Source organism: Aurantibrevibacter litoralis (assembly GCF_034651555.1).
Classification (GTDB): Bacteria; Bacteroidota; Bacteroidia; order Flavobacteriales; family Flavobacteriaceae; genus Aurantibrevibacter; species Aurantibrevibacter litoralis.
Window position 1 is genome coordinate 362,952 of record NZ_JAYEEQ010000001.1, and the last position, 12,650, is coordinate 375,601.

Genomic DNA, 12,650 nt, shown 5'->3' on the forward strand with positions numbered 1-12,650 from the left:
TATGCGATTATAACTGTGTACAACTTAATATAATTATGAAAATGAAAGCAATTATGAAAGATATTAGATATTTGAACTTGAAAAACATTTTTTTTACCATCTATTTCCTTTTTTTCGTGCATACTGGGTTTGCTCAATCAAATGAAAAAGTCTTTCGTGAATTTGACCAAAAAATTGAGTCGCTTATGCAAGATTACAACGCAGTTGGACTGTCGGTTGCTGTGATCCAAAATAATGAAGTCATCTATTCAAAAGGTTTTGGGTATCGGGATTTAGAAAAGAAACTTCCGGTTACAACCAGTACCGTTTTTCCTATTGGGTCAGTTACTAAGGCTTTCACAGGTGCATTGTTGGGTATTTTGGAAGAAGAGAATAAGGTTGATCTAAAAGCAAGACCTTCAGATTATATTCCCGAATTTGAATTCTATAATGATGAAATGAATAACCGTATCATCATCGAAGACTTGCTATGTCATAAAAGCGGCATAGGCAATACGGGCACAGCTGATGTCTTTTTCTCAATTGAAAATAAACTAGACGCAGTGAAGCGATTAAAGTATTTAAAGCCAGAAGCAGCCGTACAAAATAGCTTCGCCTATAGTAATATGGGCTATACACTAGCAGGAACTATTGCTGAGCAAGTCACAAAAAAAACATGGGATGTTAATATAAAGGAACAAATTTTTGAACCCTTAGGAATGCAAAACTCCTACACAAAATTATCCCAAATGGAGCAAACTGCTGACTATTCATTACCCTATGGAATATATAAAGGAGATATTGAAGAAGTGCAATATGAAAAGTTTCACTCTTTGAGTCCGGCAGGAGCTATCAAAAGTAATGTTATAGATATGTCCAAATGGATGATGACATGGCTAAATAATGGACGTTTTGAGGAAAAGCAAATCATACCAACAGACTATGTTGAAAGAGCTACCAAACTTCAAAATATAAATCATGACGCATACGAGAAAGATGCATTTCTTTTTGGGCAAGGCTTTGGTTGGCGATTACGAAGCAGCTATGGCAATTTTAGAATAGAACATGGTGGCAATACTTATGGATTTAGCTCTGACTTAGCCATATTCCCACTTGACAATGTTGGTATTGTCGTTTTGACCAACCAAGATAATTCTCAGTTGCCATATATGGTTGTGGATATGATTGCAAGAAACCTTTTTGGTATACAACCCTATGGTGGAGATTACCCTGTAGTAGTTAAGGAAATTTACCACCCGAATACCAACGACAAACCACTCAATCAAGAAAAACTGCCCTCACACCCATTGAAAGGTTATTGCGGTAAGTTTGATGCAGAAGATCTTGGAACCATTGAAATTACTCTTGAAGGGACAAAATTATTTGCACAATTTCCCACATTTTTATTTCAGTTAGAGCACTTAAATTTTAACGCTTTTCATTTAGAAGGCACCAGCGAATTTTCTGAAGTTTTCAATCCTGAATTTAGATTAGAATTCTTCAACGACTTGGAAGGAAATGTGTCGCACCTAAAACTATATTCTCAAAAAGAACCTATTGAATTTGTAAAACTCGAGAAAGAATAAAAACTACTGGCAACACAGTATAAACGCAATAGCGGATAAAGTGCTTAAATTGAACGATTTGAATATTAATAGACATAAGGTTAAACCGAAAGTTAGTGCATAAATCCGCTACTGCTCATAGCCAAACCGTTGTGCACAATCCCTCATAGAGCCCAAAACTCTTCAGTACGTAAGCTAACGTAAAATGAGTAAATTGTGGCTGAAAATCTAAAGATGGAATGAGAAATTTAAATATTTATAAAAAGCTGATTTTCAGAAACATAATTTTACGTTAGTCAGAAGCAAAAAAACAATGCGAATAGCTTTAATCATATTGATAGGAATACACGGAATTATCCATTTATTTGGATTTTTCAAGGCATTTGGGATATCTGAAATTAATGCGATGTCACAACCAATTTCAAAGACCTATGGAATATTTTGGTTCTTGACATTTCTACTTTTTGCTATTACTATCATTTTAATACTTATTTATTCGGACTATTGGTGGTTAAGCGGTTTTTTGGCTGTGATTATTTCGCAGGTATTGATTTTTAATTATTGGTCTGACGCAAAATTTGGTACGGTAGCAAACGTCATTATTCTATTGGCGACAATTATTGGATATTCAAGTTTCAACTTTAACAATAAAATCGAAAGAGAAAGAATAAGTCTGTTTGAAAATTCGCAACTCAAAAATCAAGAGATTGTTACCGATAAATCATTGCTCTATTTACCACCAATTGTTCAAAAATGGTTGACTAATAGCGGAATAATCGGAAAGAAATTGATTTCTAATGTGCATTTAGTTCAAGAACTACAGCTCAAAATGAAACCCGAACAAACTAGTTGGAACAATGGTATGGCAGAACAATATTTTACTATTCAACCGCCAGCGTTCAATTGGAATATTGATACTGAAATGAATTCAATATTGAGTGTAGTAGGTAGAGACAAATTTGAAGATGGTAAAGGCGAAATGAAAATTAAAGTTCTTTCACTAATTCCAGTTGCAAATGCAAAAAATGACGAAAAGGTAAATCAAGCAACTTTGCAACGATATTTGGCTGAAATCGTTTGGTTTCCTTCAGCATCTTTAAGTCAATATATAAAATGGGAGACTATAGACGACTTTTCTGCAAGAGCAACAATGGAATTTAAAGGGACTAAAGGTTCAGGAGAATTTCATTTTGATAAAGATGGTAATTTTAAAAAATTCGTAGCAATGCGCTATCAAGATTCAAACGCTATCAAACCTACTGATTGGACTGTGATTGCAACAAGAACAGAAGAACGGAATGGAATTAAAATACCTATTGAATGCGAAGCAAGTTGGGAATTGGAAAATGGTAAATGGACTTGGTTAAAATTAAAAATAACGGACATTCAATACAACGTGAAAGAAATGCCAGTGGCTAAAAATGTATATAAAAAATAGGCGAAACAGTAATAAAATCAAGACTTTTGGCTTCTATCAAACTTTGTGCTTAACCAAAAGCTTAGTGCTTCGAAATCGCCTACTTTTCATATACTAAACGATATAATCAACAATAAAACGACAAACAAATATTTATGGAAGAACTTTTGAAAGCAAATGGTGAAACGGTTGAGTTTCTTTTAAAAAAATTACCGTGGATTCTAATTGCTACGTGGGCGTTTTATTCAGTTCTAGTCTTAATTTTCAAACCTATCAGACGTGGTTTTTCAAATTTCTATATCGTTGAGTCTATACCAAGCGTATTTGTAACACTTGGTTTATTCGGAACTTTCACAGGTATTGCCTACGGTCTTTTGTACTTTGACACTTCCCCAGAACAAATAAAGGAAAGTATCAAAATCCTTTTAGATGGATTGAAACTTGCCATGTTTACCTCAATTACAGGAATTCTTCTTTCTCTAATTTTTTCTAAAATCATAAAAATAGCAGTAAATAGCCGAAGAATAGAACCGCCATCAAGCCCAGAACTTCGAGAACTAATTAAGCTGAATAATAATTTTGTTGAGTTTAACAAAACCATTTCAACAACTCAATATGAAGCTTTAGTTGATGCGTTAAACTGGGGAAGGCTACATAAACCTTAAAAAGTAGCCTCACCAGGAATCGAACCTGGATCTAAAGTTTAGGAAACTTCTATTCTATCCGTTGAACTATGAGGCCAATTTAGAAATCAGTAAAAACAGAAAACCAAGGGGGCAAAAGTAAAATATTTTGGGTGATTCGTAATATAGAAAATCATTTTTATACCCCGTTGTTCATTTTGTCTTGATTTGTTCAATCTAAAGATTCCCCGACCTTTGGGTCGGGGTTTCCTATTTATCGCTCCTTTGGAGCGATCGGAACTGCCTTTTTGCAGGTCCGGATGAGGTATAATACAAAATTTCGGTTTTTGACCCAAAGGCCAAAATGAAACTGGCGAAACCCGTACTGAGCGCAGTAGAAGTATACTCCTATGGCTTGCCTCGGGGATAGTCAGTTCCAAGAAATTTTTTATTTTTTGCCTTGGGCTAAAGGATACATTCAAGAAATTTTTAGTACTTCCTTAAGGATTGAAGCAAATAATGGAGATTTTAGTATCCAATAAGCACGTAATAATCAAAATACACAACGGATTTTTATACTTGTTGGCAGTTGCGATTACTAGGGTATTTGTTTTTAGAAGAAGATTTTTATTTTTTTTATTCGCTTTAGCCAAGGCTAAATAGTTTATTTTAAGTGTTTTAAAGAAATAGAGCCATAGGGCTATCAACCTAAACGTATAGAACGCATATAATACTGGCACTAATTGCTAGAGCGACACTAATTCTCGGCAGTAAGGCTTCTCAAATTCAAATAGTATTGCTATATTTGCAGCCGCTTTCAAAAGAAAGGCAAAGTTGGTTTCCCGGTTTCGTGGAAATGGAATAAAATAATTGAATTAATAACCAAGGGTCGGGCACCCTACAAAATTAATGTGATATGCCAGTTAGAATACGATTACAAAGACACGGAAAAAAAGGAAAACCATTCTATTGGGTAGTTGCCGCAGATAGCCGTGCAAAAAGAGATGGAAAGTTTTTAGAAAAGTTGGGCATCTACAATCCTAACACGAATCCCGCAACCATAGAATTAAATATTGATAGTTCTGTAAAGTGGTTACAAAACGGGGCACAACCCTCCGATACGGCAAAACGTATTTTGTCTTACAAAGGCGTACTTCTTAAGCACCACCTATTAGGAGGCGTCCGAAAAGGGGCTTTAACTGAAGAGCAGGTTGAAGAAAAATTCAACGCTTGGTTAGAAGAAAAATCTAAAATAGTAGGCAATAAGGTTGAAGGTTTGGCAGAGGCTCAGGCCAAAGCTAAAGCAGAAGCCTTGAAGGCCGAAAAAGAGGTAAATGAAAAGCGCGCTATGGCTGCGGCTGAAGCTGCGGCACCACCGGTTGAAGAGGTCGTAGAAGAAGTTGCTGAGGTTGTAGAAGAAGTTGCTGAGGTTGTGGAAACTTCTCCTGAAAATGGAACCTCTGAAACGGCTGATGCTGTGGCTGCCACGGAAGAAGATGCACCGGCTGCCGAAACTACTACCGAAGAAGAAAAATAAGAGTAAAAATCAATGCAACTAAACGATTGTTTCTATTTAGGTAAAATCGTTTCCAAGCATAGTTTTAAAGGGGAGGTGCTCATTAAGTTAGATACCGATGAACCCGAAGCATACGAAAACATGGAATCAGTATTTGTACTCTTAGGAGGCAATCTGGTTCCATTTTTTATTAAAAAATCACAACTACACAGGTCGGCACTATTACGAGTTCGTTTTGATAAGGTGATAAATGAAGCCGATGCCGATCGTATCATGGGATCCGAAATATACCTTCCACTTCACTTTTTGCCTAAACTGTCCGGCAATAAATTCTATTATCATGAGGTCATTGGTTTTTCGGTTATAGATAAGGTACACGGCGATATAGGAATAATACAAAATATCAATGACACTACTGCCCAAGCATTGTTTGAAGTAGATAAGGATGGCCAACAAATCTTGATTCCGATTACCGACGAAATTATTGATAAGGTAGATCGGGAACAACGAATTATTTTTGTAGATGCACCGGAAGGTTTGGTTGCCTTGTATCTCAATGTTTAAGCGCACTTTTTTTTTCTTAATGGAGCAGCTTTAATAGTGCCAGAATAAGCTTCCAAAACCTTGTTTATTTCTGTGGTTTCGCTGTAAGGGGTGGTCTCTAATTCTATGGAAGTGCCTCGCAATGCCCATATTATTTGTATCTTTCCGTATATAATATTTTTAAGATGATTCGGTATTTTACAGTGGCCTTATGGGGTATTTTAATAGTAGCGTGCAAAGAAAACAAGAATGAGGTAACAGTGGTACCGGAGCGACCACCAAATATTGTACTGATTTTTACAGACGATCAGGGTTACGCCGATGTCGGTGTGTTTGGTGCCGAAGGGATGCCCACGCCTCATCTGGATCAATTGGCAAAAGAAGGCGTTGTGCTCACTAACTTTTATGCGGCGCAAGCGGTATGCTCTGCGTCTCGTGCCGGCATACTTACAGGTTGCTACCCCAATAGGGTGGGGATCCACAATGCACTTATGCCTCAAAGTGCTATTGGTTTACATCCAGACGAAACAACCTTGGCAGAAATGCTCAAAACGGTAGGCTATACAACAGGGATTTTTGGAAAATGGCATTTGGGCGATCATCCCAAGTTTATGCCTACCCGTCAGGAATTCGACACCTATTTTGGTATTCCTTATTCCAATGATATGTGGCCTTTGCACCCGCAACAAGGCCCCATTTTCAATTTTGGGCCGTTACCACTTTATGAGAATGAAAAGGTAATCGATACCCTTACAGACCAATCTCAATTAACTACACAAATTACCGAGCGTAGCGTGGCGTTTATCGAACAAAATAAAGCACATCCCTTTTTTCTTTATGTTCCACATCCCCAACCGCATGTACCGCTATATGTGTCTGATAAATTTAAAGGGAAGTCGGATAAAGGAGTATATGGCGATGTTATTATGGAAATTGATTGGTCTGTGGGTCAGATTTTAAGTGCCCTAAAAGTGAATGGACTAGAAGATAATACCATCGTTATTTTTACCTCAGATAATGGCCCTTGGCTTTCCTATGGCAATCATAGCGGAAGTGCGGTGCCTTTACGAGAAGGTAAAGGCACCGCATGGGAAGGTGGACAAAGAGAACCTTTTATAATGCGATATCCAAAAGGGCTAAAGTCTGGCCGCATCATTCATGAACCGGTTATGGCTATCGATTTACTGCCGACGATTGCCGCCGTTACCGGGGCTGCGTTACCTGAAAAACCCATAGACGGTAAAAATGTATGGAATCTCCTTTCCGGTGTAGAAGAAAAGAGTCCACAAGAAGCCTACTATTTTTATTACAAAGTAAATGAGCTCCACGGGGTGCGTTACGGTAAATGGAAATTGTACTTTCCGCATAATTATAGAACTATGGACGGACAAACACCCGGAAAAGACGGACTACCGGGCGACTATGCCTATGTGGATCTTACCGATATAGCCTTGTACGATTTGGAAGCGGATATAAGCGAAACTAAAAATGTAGCCGCCGAAAATCCGGAAATAGTTGCCAAAATAGAAGCGTTGGCAAACCAAATGCGTTCTAAACTAGGCGATGCGCTACAGGGAGTGGAAGGCACTGAAAACAGATCTCCCGGCACCGCGGAGGCTAATGAATTTTAGATGGTTTGTAGCAAAATGGCGTAGACGGTGGGGTTGATTTACAAGTCTAGATGTTAGCGTATTATGTAAAAATGACAAACCTACAGAAATAAGGCAGAACCATAGCACTAAAAGATATGAAAAGCCAATGCTATGCCAACAAGATTCTTTAGCATCGCCCCAAAGATTAAAAAATAAGAAATACAATCGCGTGTCAACCTTGCGATATAAATCAGGAAAGAGTCTAGTAGGTAAAATATATTTAAATGATGCCACAATCAATAGCTTATAATTACAGCCATATTACCTTTAGTACAAAGGGAAGATACCCATTTATTGACGAGGAAATTCAAGATGAATTATTTCAATACATTGGGGGTATTTGCAAGAATTTAGATTTTAAACCTGTGAAAATAGGTGGCTATAAAGACCATATCCACATATTATGTGTTTTATCACGAAAAGTGACATTAATGAAGTTTATTGAAGAAATTAAATCACATTCGTCCAAATGGATGAAGACGAAAGGTGATAAATATAAAAACTTTTATTGGCAAAGGGGTTATGGTAGTTTTTCGGTGAATCCTGCAGAGATCGGCGTTGTAGTAAGATATATTGAAAATCAGGCCGAGCATCATAGGAAGAAAACGTTTCAAGAGGAGTATATGGCATTTTTGAAAAAATATAAGGTGGATTATGATGCGCATTATTTGTGGGACTGATAGTGATGGCGCACCTTTGGTGCTCCGGAATTCGGGAGGCTTATTAACATAGCCCTTGCGGGCTATGTTAATGATTTTGCACCTTTGGTGCATTGATTATCCTAAAGCACCAAAGGTGCGAAATCGATAACCTTGGGCATCGCCCTAGGCATGAAACCTTAACTTTGGGCATCGCCTAAGGAAAGCAAAAAGAGTTAAAAAGAAGCACCAAGGGTGCAGAATCGTTAACCTTGGGCATCGCCCTATGAAACCTTAACCATGAGCATCAGTCCGGGCATAAATGATAAAAGTAAAGAGCGCCAAGGGTACAAAATCCATAATCTTGGGCATCGCCTTAGGAAAGTCAAAAGAGTTAAAAGAAGCACCAAGGGTGGAGAATTCACTTTTTTATAACAGACATAGATTTTAAAGAATAAACCAGAACCATGATTAATAACCGCAAAGGAATTTGTACCAGTACATATCCAAACTATTTTTGTAATCCATTGTCTGAAATAGTATAGGACGTATGGGAGACGCTTTTCAATTCAAACAATTTACGATACAGCAAGACCAATGTGCCATGAAAATAGGCACCGATGGGGTGTTATTGGGAGCTTGGACTACCTTGGCGCACACACCGGAAACGATTTTAGACATTGGCACAGGTACAGGTCTTATCGCCTTAATGCTGGCACAACGAAGCACTGCAGCAACCATTGATGCCTTAGAAATTGAGGACAAAGCCTTTGAACAATGCGTGGCTAATTTTGAGGCCTCGCCTTGGGCAGATCGTCTTTTTTGCTATCATGCAGGTTTCGATGAATTCGTCGCCGAAATAACCGACACCTACGATCTTATTGTTTCTAATCCGCCTTTTTACTCCGATTCTGTTGCTAGTGGCGCTATGCCACGCGATTTAGCTCGGAATAGCCATGCACTTCCTTTTTCGAAATTGCTTTCGGGAGTTTCCAAATTGCTATCCAAAATCGGGATTTTCACCGTTATTATTCCCTTTAAAGAAGAAGAAGCTTTTAAAGCAATGGCTTATAATTTTGGACTATATCCAAATCAGATTACACGAACCAAGGGGCATCCCAATTCGGAAATTAAACGAAGTTTGATGGCGTTTAGTTTCACCAAAAGAACCCACGACATAAGCGAACTGGTAATTGAAGAGGCAAGGCATAGGTACACGGATGCCTATACTAAGCTCACTAAAGATTTTTATTTGAAAATGTAAATGTGGAAGGTCACAAGGAGACCCCACCGTATAAGGAATGGTGGCATGGTGCGTTTAGGAAATTCGGGAGACAGATTTAGATCCCATCATGTGGAAGCGTGTCTGTGAAACAAAATGAAGTTGCATCTACTGTACCGCTATAGATTGTTTTTTTATTGTTCGAAATACAACAATAACACTTATGATTGTTATATTTAATTTAGATTGAATATTTGATTATTTTTGCCAATGGAGCTTCGGTATCATTTCGATGAGATTGCTACGGCTTCTTTACATAAAGGCTAAAAGAAGCCTAACTTTAGAAAAAATGTCCTATGAAACCTGATTTGTTTGAAGCACCAGATTATTATTTGTTGGATGACCTATTGTCCGAAGAGCATAAATTGGTTCGCGATGCGGCCCGTCAATGGGTAAAAAGAGCGATATCTCCAATTATTGAGGACTATGCACAGCGGGCAGAGTTTCCTAAACAAATTATTAATGGATTGGCCGAAATAGGTGCTTTTGGCCCCTATATTCCTGAAGCTTATGGCGGCGCAGGCTTAGATCAGATTAGTTATGGTCTTATCATGCAAGAGATAGAACGGGGAGATAGCGGAGTGCGCTCCACAGCTTCTGTGCAATCGTCATTGGTGATGTATCCTATTTACAAGTATGGTACCGAAGCACAACGCAAGAAATACTTACCCAAATTAGCCAGCGGTGTCTTTATGGGGTGTTTTGGTCTTACCGAACCCGATCATGGTTCTAACCCTAGTGGGATGACAACCAACTTTAAAGACAAAGGCGACCATTACCTTTTAAATGGAGCAAAACTCTGGATTTCTAACGCTCCATTTGCAGATATCGCCGTCGTTTGGGCTAAGAACGAAGAAGGGCGTATTCATGGGCTTATCGTAGAACGGGGCATGGAGGGGTTTACCACGCCCGAAACCCACAATAAATGGTCGTTGCGCGCCTCGGCTACCGGGGAACTTATTTTTGATAATGTTAAGGTGCCAAAAGAGAATCTATTACCCGGAAAAAATGGACTTGGAGCGCCTTTAGGATGCCTAGATTCGGCTCGGTATGGCATTGCCTGGGGAGCCATTGGTGCGGCTATGGATTGTTACGATACAGCCTTGCGCTATGCCAAACAACGGGTGCAATTTGGGAAACCCATTGCCGCCACCCAATTGCAGCAAAAGAAGCTGGCCGAAATGATTACGGAGATCACCAAGGCACAATTGCTGGCGTTTCGTTTAGGGCAACTCAAAAATGAGGGTCGCGCTACCACAGCCCAGATTTCTATGGCCAAACGCAACAATGTGGATATGGCTATACATATAGCCCGAGAAGCAAGGCAGATTCTTGGAGGCATGGGTATTACCGGCGAATATAGTATTATGCGGCATATGATGAACCTTGAAAGTGTCATTACCTATGAGGGTACACACGACATTCATCTATTAATTACCGGAGCCGATATTACGGGGCTTCCTGCATTTATGTAATGAATGACGAGTACATTTAAAACGTTAATATTGGCCTTTTACAAGCTGTAGTAGCTTATGAAAAACTTCAGTGTTGTCGTAAACACCGGAAAATACATCCGAATGCGGGCCATAGGCAAACAAAGGAACCATGGTAGCGGTATGATCAAAGGATGTAAAATCGCCCTCGATCATCTTGTGTTGTAGTTGTCCTTGGGGGATGCTAAATCCGCCTGTTTCATGGTCTGCCGTAATTACGACTAAGGTGTTTTTATGCGTATCAGCAAATTGAATCGCTTCCATTACGGCACCATCAAAATCAAGGGCTTCAGTAATGATACCCGCTGTATTGTTGCGGTGGCCGTTACTGTCGATATGAGCCCCTTCAATCATTAAAAAAAAGGGTTTGTTTTTAGTAGTCAAGAACTGTAATCCATTTTTGGTAACCTCAGCTAAGCTTGGCGTTTTGTGCTCCAATGTGTCATTATCTTTTGATGCCTCCAAAAATAAACCCACTTTAGACGCCGTACTTTTACCTAATTCGTGAGTGTGTTGTACCAGTGTAAAATGATCTTTAAAAATATTTTTTTGATATTTAGCACTTCCATGACCTACAAATAGGGTTAATTTACTTTTCAAAAGATCAGCTACTAGTTCCTTCTCTAAATCTCGGTCTTTCTGATGGCCGTAAAAAGCAGCCGAGGTAGCACCGGTAATCTCATCTGTGGTAATGAATCCGGTATTAAAACCCAAATCGGACAAAATTTTCGTAATATTTTGGATTTTTTTTCCATCCGAATCCACCCCAATATACCTGTTATTGGTTTTATATCCTGTGGCAATAGCGGTAGCACCGGCAGCGGAATCGGTCGTAAAATCGTCTGCAGATTGGGTCTTAAGGAGGCCTATAGATTTTAGTTGAGTAAGGGTTAACTGCCCCCCATTGGCCAGAGCTGTGGCCGATATTTGCGAAAGACCATTGCCATCGCCAAGAAGTAAAATAATATTTTTAATTGGGCCATTTTTTTTGTCAGAAGCAAAGGTAGGCTTGTAAACCATGGTCTCATTAGGGTTATAATACACCCTTTCTTTTAAACTTCGTATATATTGGGAGGCAGCATAAGGCATATCGGTATTGATAAAATCGACACCCAAATCTACAAAGGTTTTCCAGGCAGTTTCAGAATCCGGAGCGCCCCAAAAACGAAACGGTTTTCCCAATTGGTGCGCTTGGGCTATGACTGTGGTTACTTTGGCCAAGTCTTCATGGGTAAGCCGTCCTTTCCCATTCCAGTGCGAATATTTTTGAAAGGGTAAGCTGATAAGCGCTACTTTGTTCCATATTTCCGGAGATTCAATGTTATCCAAATTTTGATAATCAAATTGAATATAAGCTGGGTATGTAGGGTAGGTTTCGGGTTTTGGCCTGTTGCCAGAGATTACAAAAGTAATTTCCTTTCGTTGGGTTAAATGGGGATATTTTTCCAGAAGCCTACTTAATTTTTTAAGTGTCGGTTCGGCATCCGATTTTAGATCGAAAAGCAATTGTAAAGGCTGATTTTCATTTCCTAAAGATAAGGCAAGGGCATTTTCTAGTGGTTTAAGGTAAAGTCGCTCTACGGTACGATCGGTCCTAATATCTTCTTCGTCGTGGGTTACAAAGAGCTCATCGTTTTTAAGAAACACGTCTACCTCTATAGACTGTAGTCCATGGCCATAGGCTTCCCAAAAAGGAATGGTCTGATGGTAGTCATTGTGGGAATGTATTTTTATAGCTTCCCGATATTGCGTCCTAGCGAGTTGAAAGCAGCATATGGTAAGTAGGCTAAGAATTTTGTACAAGGGTTTCATGGTGTTTTTGGTATTTCATTTTTAAAGGCGATGGGTTGTGTGCCCTGCCTCAGAATGGCATTGTATTAAAGGATTCCTTATGTCCTGCCATTGTGATGCGTACTAGAGGCTATCAATAGATACATCTACA

The 12,650-nt window shown here is 39.0% G+C and carries 10 protein-coding genes and 1 tRNA gene; 9 read left to right on the forward strand and 2 right to left on the reverse strand.

The window, feature by feature from the left end; translation table 11 throughout:
- The first annotated feature begins 41 nt into the window (after nucleotides 1-41).
- From U1E44_RS01525 to U1E44_RS01535, 3 genes are all read left to right on the forward strand, one after another.
- Nucleotides 42-1,565: a serine hydrolase gene (locus tag U1E44_RS01525; protein ID WP_322929152.1), complete on the forward strand. Its 1,524-nt coding sequence runs from the start codon at nucleotides 42-44 to the stop codon at nucleotides 1,563-1,565.
- Nucleotides 1,566-1,857: 292 nt separating this feature from the next.
- Nucleotides 1,858-2,982: a DUF6920 family protein gene (locus tag U1E44_RS01530; RefSeq protein WP_322929154.1), complete on the forward strand. Its 1,125-nt coding sequence runs from the start codon at nucleotides 1,858-1,860 to the stop codon at nucleotides 2,980-2,982.
- Nucleotides 2,983-3,116: 134 nt separating this feature from the next.
- The gene (locus tag U1E44_RS01535) at nucleotides 3,117-3,626 is read left to right on the forward strand and encodes a hypothetical protein (RefSeq protein WP_322929155.1); all 510 of its coding nucleotides are present in this window, start codon (nucleotides 3,117-3,119) and stop codon (nucleotides 3,624-3,626) included.
- 4 nt (nucleotides 3,627-3,630) lie between these two features.
- On the opposite strand, the gene U1E44_RS01540 is transcribed toward U1E44_RS01535, so the two are convergent.
- A tRNA-Arg gene (locus U1E44_RS01540) sits at nucleotides 3,631-3,702 on the reverse strand.
- 798 nt (nucleotides 3,703-4,500) lie between these two features.
- Between U1E44_RS01540 and U1E44_RS01545 the strand changes: the two genes are divergently transcribed.
- From U1E44_RS01545 to U1E44_RS01570, 6 genes are all read left to right on the forward strand, one after another.
- Entirely contained in the window at nucleotides 4,501-5,121 is a 621-nt protein-coding gene (locus tag U1E44_RS01545) for a 30S ribosomal protein S16 (RefSeq protein WP_322929157.1), read from the forward strand.
- A 12-nt stretch (nucleotides 5,122-5,133) separates the two neighbouring features.
- Entirely contained in the window at nucleotides 5,134-5,664 is a 531-nt protein-coding gene (gene rimM / locus U1E44_RS01550; RefSeq protein ID WP_322929158.1) for a ribosome maturation factor RimM, read from the forward strand.
- 164 nt (nucleotides 5,665-5,828) lie between these two features.
- Nucleotides 5,829-7,274 carry a sulfatase family protein gene (locus U1E44_RS01555; protein WP_322929159.1) on the forward strand — a complete coding sequence of 482 codons (1,446 nt, stop codon included), beginning with the start codon at nucleotides 5,829-5,831 and terminating at the stop codon, nucleotides 7,272-7,274.
- 245 nt (nucleotides 7,275-7,519) lie between these two features.
- Nucleotides 7,520-7,975, forward strand: a complete 456-nt coding sequence (gene tnpA, locus U1E44_RS01560) for an IS200/IS605 family transposase (RefSeq protein WP_322929160.1) — start codon at nucleotides 7,520-7,522, stop codon at nucleotides 7,973-7,975.
- Between the two features lie 508 nt (nucleotides 7,976-8,483).
- Complete coding sequence (locus U1E44_RS01565) at nucleotides 8,484-9,197, forward strand: tRNA1(Val) (adenine(37)-N6)-methyltransferase (protein ID WP_322929162.1); 714 nt, start codon at nucleotides 8,484-8,486, stop codon at nucleotides 9,195-9,197.
- Between the two features lie 314 nt (nucleotides 9,198-9,511).
- Entirely contained in the window at nucleotides 9,512-10,690 is a 1,179-nt protein-coding gene (locus tag U1E44_RS01570; protein ID WP_322929164.1) for an acyl-CoA dehydrogenase family protein, read from the forward strand.
- A gap of 24 nt (nucleotides 10,691-10,714) precedes the next feature.
- On the opposite strand, the gene U1E44_RS01575 is transcribed toward U1E44_RS01570, so the two are convergent.
- Complete coding sequence (locus U1E44_RS01575) at nucleotides 10,715-12,520, reverse strand: alkaline phosphatase (protein ID WP_322929165.1); 1,806 nt, start codon at nucleotides 12,518-12,520, stop codon at nucleotides 10,715-10,717.
- Nucleotides 12,521-12,650: the final 130 nt, after the last annotated feature.

What these genes read in the sequence shown, in the direction of transcription:
- U1E44_RS01530 (WP_322929154.1), top strand. Translation starts at nt 1,858, where the DNA reads ATGCGAATAGCTTTAATCATATTGATAGGAATACACGGAATTATCCAT.
- tnpA (WP_322929160.1), top strand. Translation starts at nt 7,520, where the DNA reads ATGATGCCACAATCAATAGCTTATAATTACAGCCATATTACCTTTAGT.
- U1E44_RS01570 (WP_322929164.1), top strand. Translation starts at nt 9,512, where the DNA reads ATGAAACCTGATTTGTTTGAAGCACCAGATTATTATTTGTTGGATGAC.
- U1E44_RS01525 (WP_322929152.1), top strand. Translation starts at nt 42, where the DNA reads ATGAAAGCAATTATGAAAGATATTAGATATTTGAACTTGAAAAACATT.
- U1E44_RS01555 (WP_322929159.1), top strand. Translation starts at nt 5,829, where the DNA reads ATGATTCGGTATTTTACAGTGGCCTTATGGGGTATTTTAATAGTAGCG.
- U1E44_RS01565 (WP_322929162.1), top strand. Translation starts at nt 8,484, where the DNA reads ATGGGAGACGCTTTTCAATTCAAACAATTTACGATACAGCAAGACCAA.
- rimM (WP_322929158.1), top strand. Translation starts at nt 5,134, where the DNA reads ATGCAACTAAACGATTGTTTCTATTTAGGTAAAATCGTTTCCAAGCAT.
- U1E44_RS01545 (WP_322929157.1), top strand. Translation starts at nt 4,501, where the DNA reads ATGCCAGTTAGAATACGATTACAAAGACACGGAAAAAAAGGAAAACCA.
- U1E44_RS01575 (WP_322929165.1), bottom strand. Translation starts at nt 12,520, where the DNA reads ATGAAACCCTTGTACAAAATTCTTAGCCTACTTACCATATGCTGCTTT.
- U1E44_RS01535 (WP_322929155.1), top strand. Translation starts at nt 3,117, where the DNA reads ATGGAAGAACTTTTGAAAGCAAATGGTGAAACGGTTGAGTTTCTTTTA.